Source organism: Curtobacterium sp. MCBD17_026, from assembly GCF_003234895.2.
In the GTDB taxonomy this organism is placed as follows: domain Bacteria; phylum Actinomycetota; class Actinomycetes; order Actinomycetales; family Microbacteriaceae; genus Curtobacterium; species Curtobacterium flaccumfaciens.
Genome location: NZ_CP126281.1, coordinates 1,682,538 through 1,709,151 on the forward strand (window position 1 = coordinate 1,682,538; position 26,614 = coordinate 1,709,151).

21 protein-coding genes, 1 tRNA gene and 1 pseudogene are annotated in these 26,614 nt (G+C 71.1%); 19 read left to right on the forward strand and 4 right to left on the reverse strand.

Going from position 1 to position 26,614, the window contains the following annotated elements; all coding sequences use genetic code 11:
• The first annotated feature begins 75 nt into the window (after positions 1–75).
• From dinB to DEI85_RS07910, 6 genes are all read left to right on the forward strand, one after another.
• Positions 76–1,320, forward strand: a complete 1,245-nt coding sequence (dinB, locus tag DEI85_RS07885; RefSeq protein ID WP_111091512.1) for a DNA polymerase IV — start codon at positions 76–78, stop codon at positions 1,318–1,320.
• A gap of 209 nt (positions 1,321–1,529) precedes the next feature.
• The gene (locus tag DEI85_RS07890) at positions 1,530–3,320 is read left to right on the forward strand and encodes a DEAD/DEAH box helicase (protein WP_110862791.1); all 1,791 of its coding nucleotides are present in this window, start codon (positions 1,530–1,532) and stop codon (positions 3,318–3,320) included.
• Between the two features lie 7 nt (positions 3,321–3,327).
• Positions 3,328–3,537 carry a hypothetical protein gene (locus tag DEI85_RS07895; RefSeq protein ID WP_017887301.1) on the forward strand — a complete coding sequence of 70 codons (210 nt, stop codon included), beginning with the start codon at positions 3,328–3,330 and terminating at the stop codon, positions 3,535–3,537.
• A gap of 32 nt (positions 3,538–3,569) precedes the next feature.
• Entirely contained in the window at positions 3,570–4,898 is a 1,329-nt protein-coding gene (locus tag DEI85_RS07900; protein WP_110891624.1) for an NAD(P)/FAD-dependent oxidoreductase, read from the forward strand.
• Between the two features lie 208 nt (positions 4,899–5,106).
• Positions 5,107–6,246, forward strand: a complete 1,140-nt coding sequence (locus tag DEI85_RS07905) for a zinc-dependent alcohol dehydrogenase (RefSeq protein ID WP_110862778.1) — start codon at positions 5,107–5,109, stop codon at positions 6,244–6,246.
• Between the two features lie 11 nt (positions 6,247–6,257).
• A complete protein-coding gene (locus tag DEI85_RS07910; protein ID WP_258376238.1) occupies positions 6,258–6,857 on the forward strand; it encodes a hypothetical protein in 600 nt (199 codons plus the stop codon).
• Between the two features lie 351 nt (positions 6,858–7,208).
• Here DEI85_RS07910 and DEI85_RS07915 read toward each other — a convergent pair.
• Positions 7,209–7,294 (reverse strand) — tRNA-Leu (locus DEI85_RS07915).
• Between the two features lie 161 nt (positions 7,295–7,455).
• Here DEI85_RS07915 and DEI85_RS07920 point away from each other — a divergent pair.
• From DEI85_RS07920 to mshC, 3 genes are all read left to right on the forward strand, one after another.
• A complete protein-coding gene (locus DEI85_RS07920) occupies positions 7,456–8,784 on the forward strand; it encodes a M20/M25/M40 family metallo-hydrolase (protein WP_110862779.1) in 1,329 nt (442 codons plus the stop codon).
• A 63-nt stretch (positions 8,785–8,847) separates the two neighbouring features.
• Positions 8,848–9,678, forward strand: a complete 831-nt coding sequence (locus tag DEI85_RS07925) for an undecaprenyl-diphosphate phosphatase (RefSeq protein ID WP_110862780.1) — start codon at positions 8,848–8,850, stop codon at positions 9,676–9,678.
• Positions 9,675–10,919, forward strand: a complete 1,245-nt coding sequence (mshC, locus tag DEI85_RS07930) for a cysteine--1-D-myo-inosityl 2-amino-2-deoxy-alpha-D-glucopyranoside ligase (protein WP_111122967.1) — start codon at positions 9,675–9,677, stop codon at positions 10,917–10,919. The genes DEI85_RS07925 and mshC overlap by 4 nt, the downstream gene beginning before the upstream one ends.
• 997 nt (positions 10,920–11,916) lie before the next feature.
• Here mshC and DEI85_RS07935 read toward each other — a convergent pair.
• Positions 11,917–12,852 carry a proteasome assembly chaperone family protein gene (locus tag DEI85_RS07935; RefSeq protein ID WP_110862782.1) on the reverse strand — a complete coding sequence of 312 codons (936 nt, stop codon included), beginning with the start codon at positions 12,850–12,852 and terminating at the stop codon, positions 11,917–11,919.
• A 147-nt stretch (positions 12,853–12,999) separates the two neighbouring features.
• On the opposite strand from DEI85_RS07935, the gene DEI85_RS07940 reads away from it, so the two are divergent.
• The 9 genes from DEI85_RS07940 (at position 13,000) to DEI85_RS07980 (ending at position 23,948) form a co-directional block, all read left to right on the forward strand.
• On the forward strand, positions 13,000–13,749 hold the full coding sequence (locus DEI85_RS07940; protein ID WP_258376239.1) for an HAD family hydrolase: 750 nt from the start codon (positions 13,000–13,002) through the stop codon (positions 13,747–13,749).
• Complete coding sequence (locus tag DEI85_RS07945; protein WP_111122969.1) at positions 13,746–14,927, forward strand: tRNA (adenine-N1)-methyltransferase; 1,182 nt, start codon at positions 13,746–13,748, stop codon at positions 14,925–14,927. Before DEI85_RS07940 ends, DEI85_RS07945 begins: the two co-directional genes overlap by 4 nt.
• A gap of 42 nt (positions 14,928–14,969) precedes the next feature.
• Entirely contained in the window at positions 14,970–15,890 is a 921-nt protein-coding gene (locus DEI85_RS07950) for an FKBP-type peptidyl-prolyl cis-trans isomerase (protein WP_110862785.1), read from the forward strand.
• 71 nt (positions 15,891–15,961) lie between these two features.
• Entirely contained in the window at positions 15,962–17,014 is a 1,053-nt protein-coding gene (locus DEI85_RS07955) for a helix-turn-helix transcriptional regulator (protein WP_111122970.1), read from the forward strand.
• Entirely contained in the window at positions 17,007–17,978 is a 972-nt protein-coding gene (locus tag DEI85_RS07960; RefSeq protein ID WP_110862793.1) for a helix-turn-helix transcriptional regulator, read from the forward strand. The genes DEI85_RS07955 and DEI85_RS07960 overlap by 8 nt, the downstream gene beginning before the upstream one ends.
• Before the next feature lie 717 nt (positions 17,979–18,695).
• A complete protein-coding gene (gene tatC, locus DEI85_RS07965) occupies positions 18,696–19,448 on the forward strand; it encodes a twin-arginine translocase subunit TatC (protein WP_110860107.1) in 753 nt (250 codons plus the stop codon).
• Positions 19,445–21,883 carry a DEAD/DEAH box helicase gene (locus DEI85_RS07970; RefSeq protein ID WP_110860074.1) on the forward strand — a complete coding sequence of 813 codons (2,439 nt, stop codon included), beginning with the start codon at positions 19,445–19,447 and terminating at the stop codon, positions 21,881–21,883. The genes tatC and DEI85_RS07970 overlap by 4 nt, the downstream gene beginning before the upstream one ends.
• Positions 21,884–21,894: 11 nt before the next feature.
• The gene (gene lnt / locus DEI85_RS07975) at positions 21,895–23,487 is read left to right on the forward strand and encodes an apolipoprotein N-acyltransferase (protein WP_258369861.1); all 1,593 of its coding nucleotides are present in this window, start codon (positions 21,895–21,897) and stop codon (positions 23,485–23,487) included.
• Positions 23,488–23,597: 110 nt separating this feature from the next.
• On the forward strand, positions 23,598–23,948 hold the full coding sequence (locus tag DEI85_RS07980; RefSeq protein ID WP_027465636.1) for an RNA polymerase-binding protein RbpA: 351 nt from the start codon (positions 23,598–23,600) through the stop codon (positions 23,946–23,948).
• Positions 23,949–24,320: 372 nt separating this feature from the next.
• On the opposite strand, the pseudogene DEI85_RS07985 reads toward DEI85_RS07980, so the two are convergent.
• Positions 24,321–25,202 (reverse strand): annotated as a pseudogene (locus tag DEI85_RS07985) (SPFH domain-containing protein); the annotation flags it as partial.
• A gap of 20 nt (positions 25,203–25,222) precedes the next feature.
• On the reverse strand, positions 25,223–25,696 hold the full coding sequence (locus DEI85_RS07990) for an NfeD family protein (protein WP_110860068.1): 474 nt from the start codon (positions 25,694–25,696) through the stop codon (positions 25,223–25,225).
• A 154-nt stretch (positions 25,697–25,850) separates the two neighbouring features.
• On the opposite strand from DEI85_RS07990, the gene DEI85_RS07995 reads away from it, so the two are divergent.
• A complete protein-coding gene (locus DEI85_RS07995; protein ID WP_110860066.1) occupies positions 25,851–26,612 on the forward strand; it encodes an SDR family oxidoreductase in 762 nt (253 codons plus the stop codon).
• Positions 26,613–26,614: the final 2 nt, after the last annotated feature.

The following is a 26,614-nucleotide window of genomic DNA, read 5'->3' on the forward strand; positions in this document are numbered from 1 at the left end:
TCCGGACCCTCGCACCGTCCGATCGCGACCGGCCACGGGCGCGGCGATGTCGGCGGCGCCTGGCATCATCTCGGTGTGAGCAAGCAGGACGGACGGAACCGCCTCGTCTCCGACGCACCGGTGGACGACGTCTCGGCGACCGTGCTGCACGTCGACATGGACGCCTTCTTCGCCTCCGTCGAACTGCTCGACCGCCCCGACCTCGTGGGCCTGCCGGTCATCGTCGGGCACGACTCCGACCGCTCCGTCGTCACCGCCGCCACCTACGAAGCCCGTCGCTACGGCGTGAACTCGGCGATGCCGATGGCCGTCGCCAAGCGCCGCTGCCCGAACGCCGTCATCGTCGAACCGCACTTCGAGAAGTACCGGGCGCAGTCCGCCGCGGTGATGGCGATCTTCGACCGGTTCACCCCGAGGGTCGAGCGCCTCGGCATCGACGAAGCGTTCCTCGACGTCGCCGGCGCCCTCCGGCTGTACGGCACGCCGTGGCAGATCGGCCAGGCGATCCGCCGCACGGTCTTCGCCGAGACCGGCCTGCACTGCTCTGTGGGTGCAGCGTCGACCAAGTTCGTCGCGAAGCTCGCCTCCAGCCGGTCGAAGCCCGACGGTCTGCTCGTGGTGCCCGCCGCCGACACCGTCGCGTTCCTGCACCCGCAGCCGGTGTCCGCGCTCTGGGGCGTCGGCGGCAAGACGCAGGAGACGCTCGAACGCCGGGGAATCCGCACGGTCGGCGACCTGGCGAACACCCCGCTCGGGTCGCTGGTGTCGGCACTCGGCCCGGCCGGTGGGCAGCGGCTGCACGACCTGTCGTGGGGTCGCGACCCCCGCGTGGTCGACACCGGCGTCGGCGAGAAGTCGATCGGGCACGAGGTCACGTTCGGCCGCGACCTGACCGAGCGCGACGACGTCGCACGAGAGCTCCTGCGCCTGGCCGACAAGGTCGCCGTCCGCCTGCGCCAGGCCGACGTGCAGGCCCGGACCGTGGCTCTCAAGGTCCGCTACACCGACTTCAGCACCCTGACCCGGTCGCGCACCCTGGCGGAGCCCACCGACGTCGCGAAGCGCCTGCACCGCGAAGCCGTCGAGCTGTACGACGTCCTGCACCGACCGGGCAACCAGATCCGGTTGATCGGGGTCCGTGGCGAGAACCTCGTGCCCGCGGCCGCGAGCAACGCCCTGTGGGACGACGACGCGCCGTGGCGTGACACCGAGACCACGGTCGACGCGGTCGCCGCACGCTTCGGCGCCGGCGTGCTGCGACCGGCATCCCTGGTCCGCCGGACCCCTGACGGCGGCGTCCCGCACGCTCGGCAGGACTGACGGTGGCGGTAGAATCGGGTTCAGTGAGCGCAGCGGAGTACGAAGACCAGCAGCCCGCCACGCTGTGGGCGGAGTCGGGTGACGACCAGTCCGGCGCAGGCGGATCGTCGTCGACGCACGACGGCACCCAGGCGCACGAAACGGCGCAGGCGCACCAGACGGCGCAGGCGCACGGTGACGCCGCCCGTGACGAAGCCGACGCCGCGGCCCTGGCCGAAGCGGCCGGCAACTCGGCCGTCCAGCACCTGTCGCCGGCGTTCCCGGACCGGGCCGCCTGGGGCACGGCATCGAAGCTCCGCGCCTGGCAGATCGAAGCGCTCACGAAGTACTTCGAGAAGGAACCTCGCGACTTCCTCACGGCGGCGACCCCCGGCGCCGGCAAGACCACCTTCGCGCTGCGGCTGGCGACCGAGCTCCTCGCCCGCGGCACCGTCGACCGCATCGTCGTCGTGGCCCCGACCGAGCACCTGAAGCGCCAGTGGGCCGACTCCGCCGACCGTGTGGGCATCCGGATCGACCCGATGTTCAAGAACGGCGACGGCATGTTCGGCCGGCACTACCAGGGCGTCGCGATCACGTACGCCCAGGTCGGCATGAACCCCGAGGTGCACAAGCGCATCACCGAGGGCGGCCGCACCCTGGTCGTCCTCGACGAGGTCCACCACGGTGGCGACGCCCTGACGTGGGGCGACGGCATCAGGGAGGCGTTCTCCGGCGCCACGCGTCGGCTCTCGCTGTCGGGGACCCCCTTCCGGTCCGACACCGCACCGATCCCGTTCGTGCAGTACGCCCCCGACGAGCAGGGCATCCGTACCTCGATCTCCGACTACAACTACGGCTACGGCCGGGCGCTGAAGGACGGCGTCGTCCGCCCGGTGCTGTTCATGGCCTACGCCGGACAGATGCGCTGGAAGACCCGGATGGGCGACGAGATGTCGGCCTCCCTGGGTGAACAGGTCACGAAGGACATCACGGCCCAGGCCTGGCGCACCGCGCTGTCACCCGAGGGCGAGTGGATGCCGGCCGTGCTCTCGGCTGCCGACAAGCGCCTGACCGAGGTCCGTCGTGGTGTGCCCGACGCCGGCGGTCTGGTCATCGCCACGGACACCACCACGGCGCGCGCCTACGCCCGGATCCTGCAGCAGATCACGGGGGAGCGTCCCACCGTGGTGCTGTCCGACGAAGCCGCCGGGTCAAGCCGCATCAGCGCGTTCGCCGACGACACCTCCCGCTGGATGGTGGCCGTCCGCATGGTCTCCGAGGGCGTCGACGTCCCACGGCTCTGCGTCGGCGTGTACGCCACGAGTGCGAGCACGCCGCTGTTCTTCGCCCAGGTGATCGGCCGCTTCGTGCGTGCCCGTCGCCGTGGTGAGACCGCGAGCGTCTTCCTGCCGAGCGTTCCCGGGCTGATGGCCCTCGCCGCCACCCTCGAGCTCGAGCGCGACCACGCCCTCGACCGCCCGAAGGACGCCGACGACGGCATGTACAACCCCGAAGACGCGATGGTCGCCGAGGCCAACAAGGAAGACCGCGCGTCCGAGAGCCTGCTCGAGGTCCAGCCGTTCGAGGCGCTCGACTCGCAGGCGTCCTTCGACCGCGTCCTCTACGACGGCGGTGAGTTCGGCACCGGCGGCGAGGTCGGTTCCCTCGAGGAGCTCGACTTCATCGGCATCCCCGGGCTGCTCGAACCCGACCAGGTGCGCGACCTCCTCCGCGCCCGGCAGGCGACCCAGGCCAAGCGCTCCAAGGGCCGCACGGCCAAGGACGGCCTGCCGAAGGCGCCCGAGCCCGATCGCCCGATGTACATGACGATCAAGGAGCAGCGCACCGAGCTCGCCCGGCTCGTGTCGATCTGGTCCCGGCACTCGAACGAGCCGCACGGTGCGATCCACGCCGAACTCCGGCGGATCAGCGGTGGCCCGGCCGTGGCGCAGGCGAGCATCGAGCAGATCCAGAAGCGCATCGACGTCCTGCGCTCCCGCATCGGCGGACGACGGTGACCGCGGCGTGATCGAGCCGGTCGACGACCGCACCTGGTACGTCAAGCGCGACCCCGAGGCGTCACCCGAGGCGATCATCGACCGCTTCGGCGGCGGCTACCGACTCCGCCGCTTCTCGCTCACCGAGTCCCGCCGCACCCCGCACGGGGTGTTCACGGGGCCCGAACTGGCCGAGACCGCGTGGTGGCGGCTCCGCGACAGGCCGCGGAACTCATGACGCGCCAAGCCAAAGTCCGGTAGACCGGAGGAATGGCAGACTCGATCCCTCACGTCCTCGTCCTCGGCGGCGGCTCCGCTGGCTACACCACGGTCAAGCAGCTCCAGAAGCACGCGGCCACGGTGCCCATGCGCATCACGCTGGTGGACCAGAACACGTACTACACGTACCTGCCGTTCCTGCCCGAGGTCGCCGGTGGCCACATCGCGCCGAAGGACGTCACCGTCGAGCTGCGCCGTGCACTGCGCAAGACCCGGGTGATCCAGGGCAAGGTCACCGCGATCTCCTCGGCCGACAAGACCGTCTCGATCGCGACCGCCGGCGGCGACGACCGCACCCTCGGCTACGACCACCTCGTCGTCGCCCTCGGTTCCGTCACCCGCACCTTCCCGACCCCCGGGCTCGAGGAGTACGGCGTCGGCTTCAAGAGCGTCGAAGAGGCCGCCTACGTGCGCGCCAAGCTCCTCGACAACATCGCGAAGGCCGCTGCCACCCGCGACGAGGACGAGCGTCGACGTCTGCTGACCAGCGTCTTCGTCGGCGGTGGCTACACCGGCGTCGAGGCGATCGGTGAGCTGTTCGACGTGTCGCAGGCCGCCATCAAGACCTACCCGTCGCTCGCCGGCGAGCAGCCCCGCTGGGTGCTCATCGATGCCCTCGACCGCGTCGCGCCCGAGGTCGGCCCGGAGCTGTCCAAGTGGACGCTCGAGTCGCTCCGTGCCCGTGGCATCGACGTCCGCCTGAAGACCACCATGCCGAGCGCCGAGGGCGGCGTCGTCAAGTTCTCCGACGGCGACGAGTTCGCCACCGGTCTGCTCGTCTGGACCGCGGGCGTCAAGCCGAACCCGCTCCTCGACGCCTCCGACCTGCCGCGCGGGCCGAAGGGCCACCTCGCCGCGAACGCGAAGCTCCAGGTCGAGGCCGAGGACACCCACCAGGTCGTCGAGGGCGTCTGGGGCCTCGGTGACGTCGCGCAGGTGCCCGACCTGACCGCCGACAAGCAGCCGGCGTTCTACCCGCCGAACGCGCAGAACGCCGTGCGCCAGGCCGTGGTCGCCGCCGACAACATCGTCGCGACCATCACCGGCAAGCCCCTCGAGGAGTACCGCCACCCCTCCATCGGCACCGTCGCGTCGTACGGTGTCGGCAAGGGTGCCGCGAACATCAAGGGCATCAAGATGACCAACCTGTTCGCGTGGCTCGCGCACCGCGCGTACCACGTGTACGCGATGCCGACCCTGAACCGGAAGGCCCGCATCATCATCGGCTGGATCACCGGTGCCGTGTCGGGTCGCGACGCGACCTCGCTCATCAAGGAAACCGACCCGCGACGCAACTTCGTCGAGGCGTCGAAGAGCTAGGAGACCGAACGCGGCAACAGGCCGCAACGTCGTCGAGGCGTCGAAGAGCGAGACGCCCCCACGGATCGGACGGGAGGCGCGGTGCCAGCTGGCACCGCGCCTCCCGTCCGTCTGTGCGGACGACCACCGCCTGTCCGCCATCTGCAGACCTGGGTCCGTTCCAACGTGCGCCGCGCCAGCGTGGACGTGCCGAACGAGAGGAGCGCCCATGCGCGCCATGACCTACCGCGGGCCCTACCGGGTCCGTGTCGAGGAGAAGCCGGACCCCCGGATCGAGCATCCGAACGACGCGGTGATCCGCGTCGAGCGGGCGGCGATCTGCGGATCCGACCTGCACCTGTACCACGGCATGATGCCCGACACCCGCGTCGGACACACGTTCGGCCACGAGTTCATCGGCGTCGTCGAGCAGGTCGGGTCGTCGGTGGAGACACTGAGCGTGGGGGACCGCGTGATGGTCCCGTTCCACATCTCGTGCGGGACCTGCTGGTTCTGCGCCCGCGGCCTGTTCACGAACTGCCACAACGTGAACCCGAACGCCACGGCGGTCGGCGGGATCTTCGGGTACTCGCACACCACCGGCGGCTACGACGGCGGGCAGGCGGAGCGTGTCCGGGTGCCGTTCGCCGACGTCGGTCCGCAGGTGATCCCGGAATGGCTCGACGACGACGACGCCCTGATGATGACCGACGCCCTGGGCACCGGGTACTTCGGCGCCCAGCTGGCGTCGATCCGCGAGGGCGACACCGTCGTCGTGCTCGGCGCCGGACCGATCGGGCTCTACGCCGCCAAGTCCGCCTGGCTGATGGGTGCCGGGCGGGTCATCGTCGTCGACCAGTTCGAGTACCGCCTCGAGAAGGCTCGGACGTTCGCGCACGCCGAGACGATCAACTTCGCCGAGGTCGACGACGTCGTGCTCGAGATGAAGAAGCAGACCGACTTCCTCGGCGCGGACAGCGTGATCGATGCCGTCGGTGCCGAAGCCGACGGCAGCTTCGTGCAGCAGGTCACCGCCACCAAGTTCAAGCTGCAGGGCGGATCGCCGGTCGCGCTGAACTGGGCGATCGACGGCGTGCGCAAGGGCGGCACGGTGTCCGCGATGGGCGCCTACGGCCCGATCCCGAACCTGGTGAAGTTCGGCGACGCCATGAACAAGGGCGTCACGATCCACATGAACCAGGCGCCCGTGAAGCGGCAGTGGCCCCGTCTGCTCGAGCACATCCAGGCCGGACACCTGAAGCCGAGCGACATCATCACGCACCGCATCCCGCTCGAGCACATCGCCGAGGGGTACCACCTGTTCTCGTCGAAGCTCGACGACTGCATCAAGACCGTCATCGTCCCGTGAAGGAGCACACCGTGCCCGACAACGCCGCGCCCGATCACACCCCGTACATCGCCGATCCGCCCCGTCGGGTGCCCTCGGCCGAGGAACTCCGCGCCCGCATCCCGGGGTGGGGGAGCGACCTCGACCTCGCGGACCGTCCCTCGGTGCCGAAGCTCTCGCGCGAGGCCGGTTCGGCCACCGGTGCCCACTGGGACCTCCCGCCGCAGCAGGACGGTGCGCACGGCCGGGAGCGCTCGATCGAGCACGCCCACGTGACGCCGGTGTTCGGCACCGCGCAGCCCCTGCACGGGGTCGCCGGGATCGTCCGGCGGTACGCCTACCGGCGGTTCAGCGAGGGGCGTCTGGCGCACTGGATGCTGATCGTCGTCGGGGACCGCCTGGACGTCGCGACGCACCGGGTGACCGATGCATTCAGGGGTCGGCCGGACCGGGTGATCAGCGAGACCGGCGTCGCGGCGGAACGTGGGAACCGCCCTGTTGCGTCGCGCCTGGGGTCGAGTCGGCGGGACTGGCGGCACCAGGTGCTCGACCCGGTGGTCGCGAACTGGGGTTGGCTGGCGGCGCTCGGTGCCGTCGTGCTGGTGGTGCGGCGGGTGCGCCGCTCGCGGTGACCGCGCAGGCCGCCGGGCTTGCAGCCTGGTGCGGCGTTGCCCACTCGGTGCGACCTTGTTCCGTCACACGGAGTGCACAACCTCGCACCGGCCTGCGACGTGTGCACGCTCCGGACTGGAGGCGCGTGGCGGCCCCGCCCCGCGCCTCCCGTCCGGACGGGCCTGCGTGCAGAGCCACTCCTGCCCCTGCCTCGATCGCCCTGAGCGCAGCGAAGTGGCGCGCGGTTCGCCCTGAGCGCAGCGAAGTGGTGCCCGAGGCGGTGACGCCCTGAGCGCAGCGATGGCGGCACTCGCCGAGAAGACACAACAGAAAATGCCCCCCGACCGAAAGGTCGGGGGGCATGCATTCTGTGTCCGAGAGGGGACTTGAACCCCTACGCCCTAATACGGGCACTAGCACCTCAAGCTAGCGCGTCTACCAATTCCGCCACCCGGACAGGGTGTCTGGTGTCTGATTCCCGGGTTGAACCCGGCGTTCCTGCCGAGAGAAGACACTAGCACGGGTCTGAACGCGCGATGAACACGGTCGCGCATCCCGGGCGAGTCCTGCGTGTCGGGACTCGGCGACGGGGTCGGTGCCGACCGATACCGTGGAGCCATGACGAACCCGGAGCCCTCCGAGCCGCAGTCCGTGCCCGAGCTCGAGGCCACCGCGGCGATCGCCCGCGACCTCATCCGCATCGACACGACGAACTGGGGCGAGGGGAAGTCCCGTGGGGAGACCGAGGCGGCCCACTACGTCGAGGACAAGCTCCGCGCCCTGGGTCTCGAGCCGCAGTTGTTCGAGTCCGAGCCGGACCGGGTGAGCGTCGTGGCACGGGTACCCGGCCGGAACCGTGACAAGCCGGCGCTCGTGGTGCACGGGCACCTCGACGTCGTGCCGGCCGACCCGGCGAACTGGTCGGTCGACCCGTTCGGTGGTGTGGTCAAGGACGGATCGCTGTGGGGTCGCGGCGCCGTCGACATGAAGAACATGGACGCGATGATGCTCACGTCGCTGGCCGACGTCATCGAGCAGCACGGTGCGCCGGAGCGTGACCTGGTGATCGCGTACTTCGCCGACGAAGAGGCCGGGGGAGTCCTGGGGTCCCACCACGTGGTCGACCAGCACCCCGAGGTCTTCGCGGGGGCGTCGGCGGCGATCAGCGAGGTCGGCGGGTACTCGATCACGCTCGGTGACCGTCGCGCCTACCTGCTGCAGACCGGCGAGAAGGCGCTCATGTGGGTGAAGCTGATCGCGCGCGGCACCGCCGCCCACGGCTCGCACGTGATCCGCGACAACGCCGTCACGAAGCTCGCGGCGGCGGTCGCCCGGATCGGCAGCGAGGAGTGGCCCGTCCGGCTCTCGGCCACGACGGACGCGATGGTCGCCGAGGTGGCGCGGTTCCTCGGGGTCGACCCGACGGTCACCGGCCCGGACGAGGTCGCGCTGGCCACCGGCTCGGCGTCGCGGTTCATCCACGCCGCGCTGCACACCACGTCGAACCCGACGGTGCTGACCGCCGGCTACAAGCACAACGTGATCCCGGACACCGCCGAGGCCCTGGTCGACATCCGCTGCCTGCCGGGTGACGAGGAGACCGTGCTCGAGCGGGTGCGGGAGCTCGCCGGACCCGACGTCGAGGTGGTCATGTCGTTCCGCGACATCGGCCTCGAGCAGGACTTCGGCGGCCCGCTGGTCGACGCCGTCCGCGACGTCCTCGGCCGGCACGACCCGGGCGCACCTGTCCTGCCGTACCTGCTGTCCGGCGGCACCGACAACAAGGCGCTCTCGACGCTCGGCATCGCGGGGTACGGGTTCGTGCCGCTCCAGCTGCCGGCCGGTGTCGACTTCCCCGCGATGTTCCACGGCGTGGACGAGCGGGTGCCGCTCGACTCGCTGGCGTTCGGTCGGCGGGTGCTGGGCGACCTGCTCGCCACGTACTGATATTGTTCATGGGAGCCGTCGTGGCGGTGCCCTGACCGACCTCCCCCCTGAAAGGCCCGTGCGATGCACATCCTCGAGGCGATCTTCCTCGGCTTCGTCCAGGGGCTCACCGAGTTCCTGCCGGTGTCCTCCAGCGCGCACCTGCGCATCGTGGGGCTCTTCCTGCCCGACGCGAAGGACCCCGGTGCGGCCTTCACCGCGGTGACGCAGCTCGGCACCGAGACCGCGGTGCTCATCTACTTCTGGAAGGACATCACCCGGATCGTCGGGCGGTGGTTCCGGTCGGTGGTCAAGCGTGACGTGCCGAAGGGCGACCCCGACGTCCGCCTCGGCTGGCTGGTGATCCTCGGCACGATCCCGATCGGGGTGGCCGGGCTCCTGCTCAAGGACTCGATCGAGACCACGTTCCGGTCCCTCTGGATCGTCGCGGTCGTCCTCATCGTGTTCGGTGTCGTGCTCGGGGTGCTCGACCGTGTCGGCCGCAAGGAGCGACGCATCGAGCAGATGACGTTCCGCGGTGGGCTGCTCATCGGCCTGGCGCAGATGCTCGCCCTGGTGCCCGGTGTGTCCCGTTCCGGCGCGACCGTGTCGATGGGTCTCGCCCTCGGGTACACCCGGCCGGCGGCCGCGCGCTTCGCGTTCCTGCTGGCGATCCCGGCGGTGTTCCTGTCCGGCTTCTACGAGGCCGCGACGAGCCTCGGCGACCACGGCTCACCGTTCGGACTCGCCGACACGCTCATCGCCACCGTCGTCGCGTTCGTGGTCGGGTTCGTCGTGATCGCGGCGTTCATGAACTACATCAGCAAGCGCAGCTTCATGCCCTTCGTCGTCTACCGGATCGCACTCGGTATCGTGCTCATCGTGTTGTTGTCGCTCGGAGTGATCCAGCCGTGAGGGCCTGGCAGGCCCCATCCGTCCCCGACGTCCCCGGCGCCGCGCCCCGACCGGTCGTCCACGACACCGCAACGGGCAAGCCGGTGGACCCCGCCCGCGACGAGGACCGCGCTGCGCTGTACGTCTGCGGCATCACGCCGTACGACGCCACGCACCTCGGCCATGCGGCGACCTACCTGGCGTTCGACACGCTCGGCCGGGCCTGGCGTGACGCGGGCCTCGACGTCGAGTACGCGCAGAACGTCACCGACGTGGACGACCCGTTGCTCGAGCGTGCCGCCCGCGACGGCGTCGACTGGCGCGCCCTGGCGGCCGAGCAGGTCGACCTGTTCCGCCGCGACATGGAGTCGCTGCGGATCCTGCCGCCGGACGACTTCGTGGCCGTCACCGACGAGGTCGAGCGCGTCGCCGAGGCGGTCTCGTTCCTGCAGGAGTCCGGCTACGCGTACGAGGTCCCGACCGACGGCGCCGAGGGCGACGACCTGTACTTCGACGTGAACCGCCCCACCGACGCGTGGACCCTCGGTGACGAGAGCGGCCTGGACCGCGAGACGATGCTCGCCCTCGCTGCCGAACGCGGCGGCGACCCGGAACGTCCGGGCAAGCGTGATCCGCTCGACCCGCTGCTGTGGCGCGCCGCGCGTGACGGTGAGCCGGCCTGGGACACCGAGATCGGCCCCGGTCGCCCCGGCTGGCACATCGAGTGCAGCGTCATCGCCGGTGACCGCCTCGGGCTGCCGATCAGCGTGCAGGGCGGCGGGAGCGACCTCGTCTTCCCGCACCACGAGATGAGCGCCGGGCACGCTGCGGCCCTCGCGCACCAGCCCCTCGCCAACGCGTTCGTGCACACCGGGATGATCGCCTACCAGGGGACGAAGATCTCGAAGTCGCTCGGCAACCTCGTCACCGTGCGCGGGCTGCTCGACGACGGCGCCGACCCCCGCGCCATCCGGCTCGCGCTGCTGTCGCACAAGTACTCCGACGACTGGGAGTGGTTCGACACCGAGCTGACCAGCGCCCAGACCCGGCTCGCCGGCTGGGACGCCTGGGCCTCCGGAGCCACAGCCGGGCACGCCGACGACGCAGCGGACGTCGCGGCGCGCATCCGCGCGCGGGTCTCCGACGACCTGGACACCCCGGGCGCCGTCGCGGCGGTCGACACGGCGATCGCGGGTGGCACGGCGTGCACGCCGGAGCTCCTCGACCTGATCGACGCGCTGCTCGGCATCCGCCTGGCCTGACCTCGGCGCACCGGCCGTCGCGTCGGTGCCGGAGGTGATCGGGGTGTCGTGACCTTGCGTGGCGGCGGACGGGAGGGCCGTGGCGGGGCCGTCCCGTGCCTCCCGCCGCCGAGTGGTCGCGACACGTCGCGTGTGCGCTGCCGAGGGGTCAGGAACTGTCGTCCGGGAGGGCCGCAGCCGACAGTTCGTGACCACCCGGCGGAGGTGAGCGGGCTGTTGTGACCTTGCGTGGCGGCGGACGGGAGGGCCGTGGCGGGGCCGTCCCGTGCCTCCCGTGCCTCCCGTCCGACGAGTGGTCGCGACACGTCGCGTGTGCGTTGCCGAGGGGTCAGGAACTGTCGTCCGGGCGGGCCGCAACCGACGATTCGTGACCGCTCGCCGGAGGTGAGCGGGGTGTCGTGACCGCACGCGTTCGCCGGCGGGAGGCCCGTGGCGGGCCAGCCCCGTGCCTCCCGTCCGCCGAGTGGTCGCGACGGGTCGCGTGTGCGCTGTCGACCGGTCAGGAACTGTCGCCCGGGCGGGCCGCAACCGACAGTTCGTGACCACCCGGCGGAGGTGAGCGGGCTGTCGTGACCGCACGCGTTCGCCGGGCGAGAGGCTGTGGCGGGCCAGCCCCGTGCCTCCCGTCCGCCGAGTGGTCGCGACACGTCGCGTGTGCGCTGCCGAGGGGTCAGGAACTGTCGCCCGGGCGGGCCGCAACCGACAGTTCGTGACCACCCGGCGGAGGTGAGCGGGGTGTCGTGACCGCACGCGTCCGCCGGGCGGGAGGCACGGTGCCAGCTGGCACCGTGCCTCCCGTGCCTCCCGTACGCCGAGTGGTCGCGACACGTCGCGTGGGCGCCGCCGACCGGTCAGGAACTGTCGTCCGGGCGGGCCGCAACCGACGATTCGTGACCACCCGGCGGAGGTGAGCGGGGTGTCGTGACCGCACGCGTCCGCCGGGCGGGAGGCACGGTGCCAGCTGGCACCGTGCCTCCCGACCGTCAGGGGGTGACGGCTACTGCTGCGGCGGCTGCTGAGGCCGCCACGGCCCCTCGCCACCGGCGGTGCCGCCGTCCTTGCCGTCCTTGCGCTCACGGCGACGGAGGTACTGCTCGAACTCCTGCGCGATGGCGTCGCCCGACGCCTCGGGGGAGTCGACCGTGTCGCGCGCCTGCTCGAGCTGCCCGATGTAGGACGCCATGTCCTCGTCATCGGCGGCGAGGGCGTCGATCCCCTCTTCCCACTCGGTGGCGTCGTCGAGCAGCGACCCGCGCGGCACCGTGACGTCCGTGAGCTCCTCGATCTTGTCGAGCAGCGAGAGCGTGGCCTTCGGCGAGGGCGAGTTGTGCACGTAGTGCGGCACCGACGCCCACAGGGACAGCGTGGTCAGCCCGGCCTTGTCCATCGCGTCGGCGAGGACCCCGAGGATGCCGGTCGGGCCCTCGTACGACGAGCGGTCGACGTCGAAGGCGGCGCGGACCCCGGCGTTCTCGCTCGACACGAAGACCGAGATCGGTCGGGTGTGCGGGACGTCGGCGAGCATGGCCCCGACGAAGACGACGGCGTCGATCGAGTAGACGTCCGCCAGGTCGATGATCTCCGAGCAGAAGCCCCGCCAGGTGCGCGAGGGTTCCGGGCCGACGAGCACGAAGACGTCACGGTCGGTGGGGGAGCCGGTGGCGCCGATGACGGGACGACCCTCGGCACCGGGGCCGTACAGCACGATCCGGGGCCACTGCACGCCGCGGTCGCCGTTGTCGTCGGTGCCGACGGTGGGCCGGTTGAACTGGTAGTCGACGTACCGCTCGCCGTCGAGCTCGCGCAGCTCGTCGAGCCCGAGCGACTCGACGATGCGACGCGCCAGACCGCTCGCGGCCTCGCCGGCGTCGTTCCAGCCCTCGAAGGCGACGACGAGCAAGCGACCGTCGCTGAAGGGGGAGTGCTGTGGCACGGAGCGGACCTCCTGGTGGTGGAGCGGAGCGGGGCGGGAGCGATGCCCCCGGCCGGACACGATTCAGGCATCCACTGTAGGCCCAGGGGGTGTCGGCGCACGCGCGCGTCCGCGCCCAGCGGAACGGCCCCGGTAGACTCGTCGCCCGTGACCGCGCATCCTCCTGCCCTCGTCCCGCCCGCAGCCGTGCTGTGGGACATGGACGGCACGATCATCGACACCGAGCCGATCTGGCAGCGGTCCCAGGTCGACCTGACGACCCGGTACGGCGCCGAGTGGACGGAAGCGGACGGCCTGTCCCTGGTGGGCAGCGGTCTCGAGCGCTCCGGTGAGCTCCTGCGTGCCAGGGGCGTCGACATGGACGTCGAGGAGATCATCCAGTGGATGACCGACTACGTGATGGAGCACCTGCGCGCCGGTGAACTGCCCTGGCGGCCGGGTGCCCGTGAGCTCGTCGAGGAGCTCCACGCCCGCGGCATCCCGACCGCCCTGGTCACGATGTCCCGTCGAAAGATGGCGCTCGTCGCCGCCGAGGCCCTGGGCGAGCGTGGCTTCCGCGTCGTCGTGGCCGGCGACGACGTCGACCGCCCGAAGCCGTTCCCGGACGCGTACCTGTCCGCCGCAGCGCAGCTCGGCGTCGAGCCCACCGCGTGCGTCGCGATCGAGGACTCCGCGACCGGCGTCGCGTCGGCCGTCGCCTCCGGCGCCGTCACGGTCGCCGTCGAGCACATCGTCCCGCTGTCCGAGATCGCCGGCGGCGACGTGCACCTGACCACCCTGGCGGGGGTCGACGTCGACCGGCTGGTCGAGTTGACGACGCCGGCACTGGCCGCACGGACTGGAGGCGCGGTGCCGGACCCGGCGCACGCTGCGGACACCGAAGGGGTCACCCGATGAGCCACACCGACGACGCACGCGACGAGGCGGACGCGAGCCGCGCCTCCAGTCCGACCACGGACCCGACCGCAGCGCTCCCGCACACCGCGGGCGGCGCACCGCACACGCCGCCGCGCGGCCCGTTCCGGGCCGGCGACCGCGTGCAGCTGACCGGTCCGAAGGGCAAGCTCACGACGCTGTCGCTCGAGACCGCGGGTGAGTACCACACGCACCGCGGGGTGCTCCGGCACGACGACGTCATCGGGCAGCCCGACGGCTCGGTCATCCGGGCGAGCACCGGTGACGAGTACCTCGCACTCCGCCCGCTGCTCAACGACTACGTGATGTCGATGCCGCGCGGCGCCGCGATCGTCTACCCGAAGGACGCGGCGCAGATCGTGGCCTTCGCGGACGTCTTCCCCGGGGCCCGCGTGGTCGAGGCCGGCGTCGGCTCGGGGGCGCTGTCGCTGTTCCTGCTCCGCGCGATCGGCCCGACCGGGCAGCTGCAGTCGTTCGAGCGCCGCGAGGAGTTCGCGGCCATCGCGAAGGGCAACGTCGGCACGTTCCTCGGAGCCGTCCCGGACAACTGGTCCGTCACCGTCGGTGACCTGGTCGAGTCGCTGCCCGACGCGACCGAGCCGCAGAGCGTCGACCGCGTCGTGCTCGACATGCTCGCGCCGTGGGAGTGCGTGGACGCCGCAGCCGACGCCCTCGTGCCCGGCGGACTCATCGTCTGCTACGTCGCGACCGTCACGCAGCTGTCCCGCACGGCCGAGGCCCTGCGCGACACCGGACGCTTCACCGACCCGATGCCGAGCGAGACCCTGGTGCGCACCTGGCACGTCGAGGGCCTCGCCGTCCGCCCGGACCACCGCATGGTCGGGCACACCGGGTTCCTCATCACGGCACGACGCCTGGCCGACGGGACGGTGCTGCCGAACCTGAAGCGCCGCGCGGGCAAGGCGGAGTTCTCGGACGAGGACATCGAGGCCTGGACCCCCGGCGCCGTGGGCGAGCGGGCGACGAGCGACAAGAAGCTCCGCAAGGTGGCTCGGCAGTCGGCGGCGCAGGCGCGGAAGGTCGCGGCGGCCGAGGCGTCGTCGGCGGCGGTGGATGGTGCTGCGGCACCGTCCGGGGCCGCTGCGGCTCCGTCGGATGCCGCTGCGGCTCCGTCCGGGGCCGTCGAGGACGAACGGTAGGCTAACGGCGTGCCCGTCCTGCATCGAACGGAAAGAGGGTCCGTGCGCACCATCCCCGCACTCCTGGTCACCATCGGTCTCGCGGTGTCCCTCACCGCCTGTGCCTCGAACGGTGCCGGCACCACGCCCTCGAGCTGTGCCGCTCCCGGCGCCGCGTCCGAAGCGGTGACCGCCACCGGCAAGTTCGGCTCGGAGCCGAAGGTCAGCGTGCCGAAGGGCCTGACCACCAAGGGCACCCAGGTGTCCGTGCTGAAGCAGGGCAGCGGTCGCACGATCGACGACGGCACCCCCGTCCTGGTCGAGTACACCCTGGTCGACGGCTCCACGGGCGAGGTCGCCCAGACGAGCGGCTACTCGGGCCAGACGGCACCGATCACCGCCGGTGCGAGCAACTACGGGGCCCTCGGTGCTTCGCTGCAGTGCGCCCACGTCGGCGATCGACTGGCGGTGGCCCTGCCGAAGAGCGCCCTGAGCGGCACCGACGGCACCGGTGGCAGCTCCTCGTCGAAGAAGACCGAGGACGCCGTGATCGCCGTCATCGACGTCAAGCGCGCGTTCGACGCCCGCGCCACCGGTACCCCGCAGCTCGCCGGCGACAAGATGCCGGCCGTCGTGCTCGCGCCGTCCGGAGCCCCCGGCATCACGATCCCGTCGTGGAGCGCCCCGAAGTCGAACGAGACCCACCTGCTCCGCAAGGGCGACGGTCGCGAGCTCACCGCCAAGGACACCGCGGTCATCAAGTACACCGCCGTCACCTGGGGTGCCGACCCGTCCGTCGCCGGCTCCAGCTGGACCGACGGTTCCGGCGCGCAGGCCATCCCGCTCACCAAGGGCCAGGTCGACGAGGGCGTCCGGACCGCGATCGTCGGGCACCACGTCGGCGACCAGGTCCTGGCCATCGTCAACCAGCAGGGGACCGCGTACGCGTACGTGATCGACGTCCTCGGGGCGATCTCGAACTGACCCGGTCCGACCGTCCACGGACCACGGCGCGGGTGCACTGCGGTGCACCCGCGCTGCCGTAGGATCGGCTCGTGCCAGCGACCCGTGTGCCCCGTGTGCCCGCCGAGGAGCGGCTGTTCAGCCTCGTGCTCGCGCTGCTCTCGACGGAGTCCGGGCTGACCAAGGCCGAGATCCTGGCCAACGTGCAGGGGTACCGGCAGCGGTTCTCGCCCGGCGGCGACAACGCCTCGCTCGAGCGCCAGTTCGAACGCGACAAGGACGACGTCCGCGAGCTCGGCATCCCCCTCGAGACCATCGAGACCCCGGGTGCCGCGGGCAACAACCAGACGCTCCGATACCGGATCCCGAAGGGCGAGTACGACCTGCCGGTCGACGTCCGCTTCACCCCGGACGAATCCGCGTTGCTCTCCCTGGCCGCGATGGCCTGGCGCGAAGGCGCCCTGTCCGCCGACTCGCGCCGTGGCCTGCTGAAGGTCCGCTCGGCCGGTGCCGAGGACGACGACGGTGCCCTGCAGCTCGGGGTCGACGCGTACGCTCCGCGGCTCCGCGCCCGGGATGCCTCCTTCGAGCCGCTCCGTTCCGCGCTCGACCGCGGTGCAGCCGTGCGCTTCGACTACATCACGCCGGGGCAGCACGACGCGCGTCGGCGCGAAGTGGCTCCACTCGCCCTGGTGCAGCACGGCGGCCGGTGGATGCTCGCCGCCCACGAGTTCGCGACGGACTCGGACAAGAACTACCTGCTGTCCCGCATCGTCGGGCCGGTCACCCAGTACGAGGTCGGGCAGCACACCGCTCCCGTCGGCGCGGGGGAGCGCACCCTCGCCGAACTCGAGCGGATCTGGGCCGAGCGCACCGCGCGCATCGCCGTGACGCCGGGTTCCGACGCCGAACGCCGACTGACCCGTCGCCGCGACACCGAGACCGACGCCGACGGCGCGCTCGTGCTGCACCACGTCGACCCGCAGATCCTCGCCGAGGAACTCGCCGCCTTCGGGCCCGAGGTCCGGGTGCTCGAGCCCGACGACCTGCGGGCACGGGTCGACGAGCGCCTCCGTGCACTCGTGCGCGACCACACCGACGACGACGGTGCCGCAGCCCCCGGAGAGGACCCCGTTCGTGGCTGACGCCCAACCCCTGCAGGCGCAGGACAAGCTCGCGTTCCTGCTCGCCCTGGTGCCGTACCTGATCGACCGCGAGCGGGTCTCGGTGGCCGAGGCCGCTCGGCACTTCGGTGTGCCCGAGGCCCGCATCCGGCGTGCCGTCGAACTCATCGCGGTGTCCGGGGTGCCCGGCGAGACGATGCAGTACCAGCACGGCGACCTGTTCGACATCGCGTGGGACGACTTCGACCAGAACGACATGATCGTGCTGACCAACCTGGTGGCGATCGACGACTCACCGCGTCTGTCGGCTCGTGAAGCCTCGGCGCTCATCGCCGGCCTGCAGTACCTGTCCGCGCTGCCCGAAGCCGCCGACCGTGACGCCATCCGTGCGCTTATGGCCAAGCTGTCCCGCGGTGCCGGGGGAGCGGCGTCGACCGTCGCCGTCGGGCAGGACCTGCACGACGTCGCCCTCGCCACCATCCGCCGGGCGATGTCCGACGGCCGGGGCCTGGTCTTCGAGTACGCCGGACCGCGCACCCAGGGCGGCACCCGACGAGTCGACCCGCTCCGGGTCGAGTCCATCGACACCGACTGGTACCTCCGCGCGTGGGACCTCGACCGGCAGGCGCTCCGGACGTTCCGGCTCGACCGGATGTCGGAGGCGCGCGTCGACGACCGCCCGGCCGAGAAGACGATCGACCAGGTCGTGATCCCGGACACGCTGTTCCAGCAGGCCGCCGACGACGTCATCGTCACGGTGGAACTCGACTCGACGTCGCTGCCCCTGGTCGCCGACTTCCTGTCCGACACCGCCGACGCGCCCGACGATGACGGGCGTGTGCGCATCCGGCTCGCGGCGTCGCACGGGTTCGACGGCGTGGTCCGGCTCGTCGCCGGGTTGCCGGGTCGTGCCGTGGTGCTCGACCCGCCCGCGGCCCGTGACGCCGTGCGCGACTTCGCGGCCGCGGCCCTCGCCGCGGGCTGAGGTCTGCCGCTGCGGCCCGTTCGAGCGCTGCACGTTCCGACCGGTACGCCCGTTCGCGCACGGTGGACCTCGGGTACCTGGTCGTTCCGGGCGTACCCGGTGTGTTGATCCGACCAGGTACGCCCGCTCGCGCACGGTATGCCCGACCTCGCCAGGTACGCCCGATCGTGCCAGGTACGCCCGCTCGCGCACGGTGGACTTCGGGTACCTGGTCGTTCCGGGCGTACCTGGTGTGTTGATCCGACCAAGTACACCCGATCTCGCCAGGTGTGCCCGATCGTGCCAGGTACGCCCGATCCCGCACGGTGGACTTCGGGTGCCTGGTCGTTCCGGGCGTACCTGGTGTGTTGATCGGACCAGGTGTGCCCGATCTCGCCAAGTACGCCCGATCGTGCCAGGTACGCCCGATCCCGCACGGTGGACCTCGGGTACCTGGTCGTTCCGGGCGTACCTGGTGTGTTGATCCGACCAAGTACGCCCGATCTCGCTAGGTATGCCCGATCTCGCTAGGTACGCCCGATCTCGCTAGGTACGCCCGATTTCGCGGTACGCCCGGTAGGCCCGGCCGCCCGACCCCGCCGCCCGCCCACCACGCGGCCGCGCCGACCCCAGGCGGACTGTCGGTCCCGACCCCGTAAGATCGACCACATGGCTTCGACGACCGCGCGCGGGCGAGCGAAGCGGCAGGGGCGCCAGAAGACCGACGCCGAAGGCCGCATGTCGCTCGGGCAGCACCTCATCGAGCTGCGCAACCGGCTCTTCCGCGCAGTCGTGGCGATCGTCGTCGGTGCGATCGGCGGCTGGTTCCTCACCCCGTGGGTGCTCGACTCGCTGCGAGCACCGGTGACCGAGCTCGCCAAGGTCGGCGGACACACGGCCGAGCTGAACTTCCCGATGATCACCGGGGCGTTCGACCTCAAGCTGCAGATCGCGATCACCATCGGCGTCGTCATCGCGAGCCCGGTCTGGCTCTACCAGATCTGGGCGTTCATCGTGCCAGCGCTCGTCCGGCGCGAGCGGCAGTACGTCTGGGGCTTCCTCGGCACCGCGATCCCGCTGTTCTTCGCCGGGTGCTACTTCGGGTGGTACATCCTGCCGCACGTGGTCGGCATCCTCGGCAGTTTCGTGTCGAGCCAGGACACCTCGATCGTCGACGCGAAGGCGTACTACGACTTCGTCATCAAGCTCATCGTCGCGGTGGGCATCGCCTTCGTGCTGCCGGTCTTCATCGTCCTGCTGAACTTCGTCGGGGTCCTGTCGGCCTCCGCGATCATCAAGAGCTGGCGCGTCGCGATCCTCTGCATCCTGGTCTTCTGCGCCATCGTCACCCCGAGCGCGGACGTCATCTCGATGTTCCTGCTCGCCGTCCCGATGGTGGTGCTCTACATCGCGGCCTGCTTCATCGCGTGGATCCACGACCGCCGTCTGGCCAAGCGCCAGGCGAAGCTCGACGAGGAGTACGGCCTGTGAGCGGCACGAGTGCGGCCGAGCGGTTCGCCGCGGCCAAGGTGCGCAACCGGTCGCGCAACCTCGAGCTCTTCCGGACGGACCTGCGGTTCGACCTCGACCCGTTCCAGTTCGCCGCATGCGACTCGCTCGACCAGGGCCGCAGCGTCCTGGTCGCCGCCCCGACCGGAGCCGGCAAGACCATCGTCGCCGAGTTCGCCATCTGGCTCGCCATGCGCCAGCCGACGGCGAAGGTCTTCTACACGACGCCGATGAAGGCGCTCAGCAACCAGAAGTACGCCGAGCTCGTCGACGTCTACGGTGAGTCCGAGGTCGGGCTGCTCACCGGCGACACGAACGTGAACCCCCGCGCCCGCGTCGTCGTGATGACGACCGAGGTGCTCCGGAACATGATCTACGCGGACTCGGACCTGCTCGACGACCTCGCCTGGGTGGTCCTCGACGAGGTGCACTACCTCGCCGACCGGTTCCGCGGCGCCGTGTGGGAAGAGGTCATCCTGCACCTCCCGACCGAGGTCCGCCTCGTCTCGCTCAGCGCAACGGTGTCCAACGCCGAGGAGTTCGGCGACTGGCTGCAGACCGTCCGCGGCGACACCGACGTCATCGTCTCCGAAGACCGTCCGGTCCCGCTCGAGCAGCACGTCCTGGTCGGTTCGAAGATGGTCGACCTGTTCGACTCGAGCGGTGCCGCGGCGACGAACCGCGTGAACCCGGAACTGCTCCGGATGGTCGGCGGCGGCGCCCGGAGCGAGCGGAACGGCGGCGGCCACCGTGGCCGGCGCGGTCGTGGTGGCTACCCTGAGCGTCGCGGGCCCCGCACCGAGAAGGTGCACCGCGAGCAGATCGCGCACATGCTCGACGAGCGGATGCTCCTGCCCGCGATCTTCTTCGTGTTCAGCCGCAACGGCTGCGACCAGGGTGTCCGCAACGTCCTGCGCTCGGGCCTGTCCCTGACGACGGTGCAGGAGCGCAACGAGATCCGCGAGACGGCGGAGTACCACTGCCGCACCCTGCTCGACGAAGACCTGGCCGTCCTCGGCTACTGGGAGTGGCTCGAAGGGCTCGAGCGCGGGGTCGCGGCGCACCACGCCGGCCTGCTCCCCGCCTTCAAGGAGGTCGTCGAGAACCTCTTCCAGCGCAAGCTCCTGAAGGTCGTGTTCGCCACCGAGACGCTGGCGCTCGGAGTGAACATGCCGGCGCGCACCGTCGTGCTCGAGAAGCTCGAGAAGTTCAACGGCGAAGCCCGTGTGCCGATCACCCCGGGGGAGTACACGCAGCTCACCGGTCGTGCCGGTCGTCGTGGCATCGACGTCGAGGGGCACTCGGTCATCCAGTGGACCGACGGGCTCGACCCGCAGGCCGTCGCGTCGTTGGCCAGCCGTCGCACCTACCCGCTCAACTCGTCGTTCAAGCCGACGTACAACATGGCCGTCAACCTGATCGACCAGTTCGGCCGGCAGCGCACGCGCGAAGTACTCGAGACGTCGTTCGCCCAGTTCCAGGCCGACCGGTCGGTGGTGGACCTCGCCCGCAAGGTCCGCTCGCAGCAGGAGTCGCTCGACGGCTACCGCGAAGCGATGCAGTGCCACCTCGGCGACTTCACCGAGTACTCGGCGCTCCGCCGTGAACTCTCCGACCTCGAGCGCACGAACGTGCCCGGCGGTCGCGAGGCGTCGCACGGGGCCCGACAGGAACGCCAAGCCGCGATCACGGCGGTCCGCCGCCAGCTGCAGCGCCACCCCTGCCACGCCTGCCCGGAACGCGAGGCCCATGCCCGCTGGTCCGAGCGCTGGTGGAAGCTCAAGCGCGCCAACGACAAGCTCGTCCAGCAGATCCGGTCCCGCACGGGCGCCGTCGCGACGACGTTCGACCGCGTCACCGAGGTCCTGCTCGAGCTCGGCTACCTGGTGGACGCCGGCAACGGTGAAGCCACGGTGGCAGCGGGCGGCCGTCGCCTGCAGCGCATCTACGGCGACCGCGACCTGCTCGTCGCCGAGTGCCTCGAGGCGGGGGTATGGAAGGACCTCACCCCGGCACAGCTCGCCGCCATGGCCGCGACGATCATCTACCAGCCCCGCCGCGAGGACGCGCCCGGCACGGAGCATGCCCTGCCCCGTGGCGCGTTCCGCCCCGCGCTCGACGAGACGCTGACCATCTGGTCGCGCCTCGACGACATCGAGCGCGCGGCGCGCCTGGCCGGTTCGCAGCCGCCGACCCCGGCGATGGCCGTCGGCATGTTCCGCTGGGCCTCGGGCTCGGCCCTCGACGACGTCCTCCGCACCCTCGACCTGCCGGCCGGCGACTTCGTGCGGTGGTCGAAGCAGGTCATCGACCTGCTCGACCAGATCCGGAACGCCGGCGACGACGAGCTCGCCCAGACCGCCCGACGTGCGACGGACGCGGTCCGCCGCGGCATCGTCGCCTACGCGGCGGTCTGACAGGAGGCACGGTGCGGGTTCCGGAGACCAGTGTGCGCGGGCTGCCCGCGCGCGTCGGCCGCGGGGCGGTCGCGACCGGCCCGTTCGCCGCGTTGCCGCTGGGCACCGCGGTGCCGTTGGCCGTCATCGGTGGGATCCTCTTCGCCCTCGCGTTCCCGTCGCCCGGATGGTGGTTCCTCGCCTACCCGGCACTCGCCTGCATGCTGCTCGCGGTGATGGGGCAGCGAGCGCGGCGCGCGGCGTGGATCGGCTACCTCGCCGGCGCGGCGTTCTGGATCCCGGCCATCTCGTGGGCCGGCCGCTACCTGGGCCCGGTCCCGTGGTTCGCACTCGCCCTGCTCGAAGCCGCGTTCTTCGCACTCGGCAGCGTCGCCATCGCCCTGGCGTACCGCTGGGTCGCGCGCGTGGTGCGGTCGACCGCCGGACGCGTGTGGGGCCTCCCGGCCGTCGTCGCCGCACTCTGGACCGGACGCGAGTGGTTCTCGGGAAGCTGGCCGTACGGCGGTTTCGCCTGGGGGCGCGTCGGCCTGTCGCAGTCGCAGGGGCCGTTCACGCACCTGGCGGCGTACGTCGGCGTCCTCGGGCTGACGTTCGTCGTCGTGTACTGCGTCGCGGTCGTGGTGTCGCTCGCGCTCGTGGCACCCCGTGTTCCGGGCATCACGCTCCGACTGCCCGTGCGGGTGGCCACGGCGGGTCTGCTCGTCGCGGCGGTCCTGGCGGTGCCGGCGTGGCCGACCGCGACGAGCGGCACGATCCGGGTCGAGTCGGTGCAGGGCAACGGTCCAGCGGGCTACTTCGACCGTGCGGAGCCCGGCGACGTCCTGGCCGCGCAGGTCGCGGCGACGGACGTGGACGCGAAGGGTGTCGACCTCGTCGTCTGGCCCGAGGCCGGGGCGGAGTACGACCCGCGCCAGCAGCCGGTCATCGCCTCTGCCCTCGACTCGGTGGTGGGGTCGCTCGACGCCCCGATCGTGGCGGGTGCCATCACGCAGACCCCGTCGGGGGTGCTGCACAACACGTCGTTCGTGTGGACCGCCGACGGCTGGCAGTCGTCCTACGACAAGAAGCGCCCGGTGCCGTTCGGCGAGTACGTGCCCGACCGCTGGTTCTTCTCCAAGCTCGCGCCGTCGCTGATCGGACTGCTGCAGCGCGACTACACGCCGGGGACGAAGCCGAACGTCCTGTCGGTCGCGGGGATCCGTGCCGGCATCTCGATCTGCTTCGACATCGTCGACGACGGGCTGACCGCCGACATGGTGCGCGGGGGAGCGCAGGTGATCCTCGCGCAGACGAACAACGCCGACTTCTCGGGCACCGACGAGAACCTGCAGCAGCTCGAGATCGCACGGATGCGGGCCATCGAGACCGGTCGGTCGCTCGTGAACATCTCGACCGTCGGAGCGTCGCAGGTCATCGACCCGAGCGGCCGCACGATCGACCGGGTGCCGGAGTACACCGCGACGTCGATGGTGACCGACGTGCCGCTCGGCACGTCCACCACCCCCGCGTCGATCCTGTCCGGCTCGATCACGCTCCTGCTCTCCCTCGGCGGGCTCCTCGTGCTCCTCGCCTGCGCACCCTGGGGTCGTCGCACCCGCTCCTGATCGGACTCGCCGCGCCCAGCCACTGGGAACGGACTGTGAATGCGCCGGTACGGGATTGATGGGGCGTGGGACAGTGTTGTGGAGGGCAGACGAGCGAGAGGAGCACACACATGGCTGATCGGAGTCTCCGCGGCATGCGGCTCGGGAGTCAGAGTCTCCAGAGCGAAGAGGGCGTCGAGCTCTCGGATCGCAAGCGTGCGGTCTACCAGACGGATTCGGGTGAGACGTTCGACATCGTCTTCTCCGCTGATGCGGACGTCCCCCAGACGTGGTCCGAGCCCCGCTCCGGTCGCGAGGGCCGGCTGCTCGGTGACGACGGGATCCCCGTCGAGGTCGCCGAAGAGGACGTGAAGGCGCCCCGCACCCACTGGGACATGCTGCTCGAGCGCCGCTCGCGCGAGGAACTCGAGGAGCTCCTCGAAGAGCGCCTGCAGGTCCTCCGCGCACGACGCGGCGCCTGACACCACCGAACACACGACGACGCCCGCCCCGGTTCCCCGGGGCGGGCGTCGTCGTTCGTCCGTGCCGGAGCGTCAGCGCCGACCGGAGCCGTCGCTGGTCCGGTGACCGGAGGCGTCGTCGCCCGGCGTGGGCGGAGTGTCCTCGACCTGCTCGGCGGTCGCGTCGTCGGCGGCCGCGAGGTGTGCGTCGACACTGCGGTTCGACTCGGCCAGGCGCGCGTCGAGGTCGGACTCGGGGACGATGTCTGCGGCGTTGGCATCCGCACGCGGCATCGTGGTGTCCGCGGCTGCGGTGTTCGCCAGGCTCTCGTTCGCGAGCTTCGAGATCCGGGACAGGAAGTCCGTCCCGCCGGCAGCGCCGCCGATCGGACCGGCACCACCGCCACCGCGGCTGGCACTGAAGCCCTTCGCGATGCCGGACAGGGCCTCGGTGAACTCGCTCGGGATCATCCAGAGCTTGTTCGAGGTGCCCTCGGCGATCTTCGGCAGGGTCTGCAGGTACTGGTAGGACAGCAGCTTCTCGTCCGGGTCACCGGTGTGGATGGCCTCGAACACGGTCGCGATGGCCTGGGCTTCACCCTCGGCACGCAGGACCTGCGCCTTCGCGTCACCCTCGGCGGCCAGGATCGCCGCCTGTCGCTGCCCCTCGGCCTCGAGGATCTGGGACTGCTTGGTGCCCTCGGCCTGCAGGATCGCGGCACGACGGCTGCGCTCGGCACGGAGCTGCTGTTCCATGGCGTCCTGGATGGACACGGGCGGCTCGATCGCCTTGAGCTCGACTCGGCCGACACGGATGCCCCACTTGCCCGTGGCTTCGTCGAGGACGACGCGGAGCTGGCCGTTGATGTTGTCGCGGCTGGTCAGTGCCTCTTCGAGGTTCAGGCCACCGACGACGTTGCGGAGCGTGGTCGTGGTGAGCTGCTCGACGGCGCCGAGGTAGTTCGCGATCTCGTACGTCGCGGCACGGGCGTCGGTCACCTGGAAGTAGACGACCGTGTCGATGGAGACCACCAGGTTGTCCTCGGTGATCACGGGCTGCGGCGGGAACGAGACGACCTGCTCGCGCATGTCGAGCAACGGCCGCAGGCGGTCGATGAACGGCACCAGGAGGTTCAAGCCCGGGTTGAGGGTCTTGTGGTACTTGCCGAGTCGCTCGACGATCCCCGCGGTGGCCTGGGGGACGATCCGGATCGCCTTCGCCAGGACGACGATCACGAAGATGACGACGACGAGGATGAGCACGAGCAGTGCGATCGTCCCCGGGGAGATGCTGGTCACGAGGTGGCCCTTTCTGCGAGGCGCACGACCGCGGTCGACCCCTCGATCGACTCGACGACCACAGGGGTCCCGAGTGGCGGTGTGCGGTCGACGGAGTCCGCGGCGAACCGGGCACTCCAGGTCTCGCCGTTGGCCAGGCGCACCTGACCAGGACTGGAGGAGGTGAAGGCGACCGCGACCGTGCCGGGGAGCCCGATGAGCCCGTCGACGTTGGTGCGGTGCGGGTCGGCACCGCGGCCGAGCGCCACGAGCAGGCGCGGTCGGACGAGCGACAGCAGCACGAGGGCGGCGACCGCGGCGACGATGGCGGACAGCCACCACGGGGCGCCGAGCAGCGCGGCGATCAACCCGCCGGCGGCACCCGCCGCGAGCATGATGAAGATGAAGTCGAGGGTGAAGATCTCGACCACGCCCAGGAGCAACACCAGGCCGATCCAGACGGTGCTCTGGATCCAATCGATTCCGTTCACGCGATCTCCCTCCCTCGGTCGCGCGCGGCGGCTCGCTGCGTCGCGACAGCCGGTACAACTCCGTTCAACATATCAGGGCCGTCCGACCCTCGTGCAGGCGATTGGTAGGCTCGGTGCGCCCGACCGGCCGGAACCAGACCTGGAGAACACGACTGTGAGCAACCCCCTCGCCCCCGGATCCCTCACCGACAAGCGCGCCGTCGTCACCGGTTCGTCCCGTGGCATCGGCGCCGACACCGTCGGGTACCTCGCCGAGGCCGGCGCGAAGGTCGTCGTGAACTACCGCAACAAGGCCAAGCGCGCGGAGCAGATCGCCGAGAAGATCGTCGAGGCGGGCGGGTCCGCCCTGGCCGTCGGCGCCGACCTGACCGATCACGCCTCCGTGCAGGCGCTCGTCGACACCGTCGTCCAGGAGTGGGGCGGCATCGACCTGCTCGTGCTCAACGCCTCCGGCGGCATGGAGTCCGGCGTCGGCGAGGACTACGCGCTCCGCCTGAACCGCGACGCGCAGGTCGACATGTTGCAGACCGCCGTGCCGCACATGCCCGCCGGCTCCCGCGTGGTGTTCGTCACGAGCCACCAGGCCCACTTCGTCGAGACCGCCGAGACGATGGACGAGTACGTCCCGGTCGCGAAGAGCAAGCGCGCCGGAGAACTCGCCCTCCGTGAACTCATCCCGCAGCTCGAGGCCGCAGGCATCGAGTTCGTCGTCGTCTCCGGCGACATGATCGAGGGCACGATCACCGCGACGCTGCTGAACCGCCTGAACCCCGGCGCGATCGAGGGTCGTCGGCAGGAGGTCGGCAAGCTCTACAGCGTGTCCGAGTTCGCGGCCGAGATCGCCCTGGCCGCCGTCGAGCCGATCCCCGCCGACCACACCAAGCTGGTCGGCGACGTCAGCGGATTCGTCGGCTAACG

Coding starts and splice junctions, on each gene's coding strand:
- DEI85_RS07945 (WP_111122969.1), top strand. CDS start 13,746: ATGAGCCACACCGACGACGCACGCGACGAGGCGGACGCGAGCCGCGCC.
- DEI85_RS07905 (WP_110862778.1), top strand. CDS start 5,107: ATGCGCGCCATGACCTACCGCGGGCCCTACCGGGTCCGTGTCGAGGAG.
- DEI85_RS07900 (WP_110891624.1), top strand. CDS start 3,570: ATGGCAGACTCGATCCCTCACGTCCTCGTCCTCGGCGGCGGCTCCGCT.
- DEI85_RS07980 (WP_027465636.1), top strand. CDS start 23,598: ATGGCTGATCGGAGTCTCCGCGGCATGCGGCTCGGGAGTCAGAGTCTC.
- DEI85_RS07925 (WP_110862780.1), top strand. CDS start 8,848: ATGCACATCCTCGAGGCGATCTTCCTCGGCTTCGTCCAGGGGCTCACC.
- tatC (WP_110860107.1), top strand. CDS start 18,696: ATGTCGCTCGGGCAGCACCTCATCGAGCTGCGCAACCGGCTCTTCCGC.
- DEI85_RS07920 (WP_110862779.1), top strand. CDS start 7,456: ATGACGAACCCGGAGCCCTCCGAGCCGCAGTCCGTGCCCGAGCTCGAG.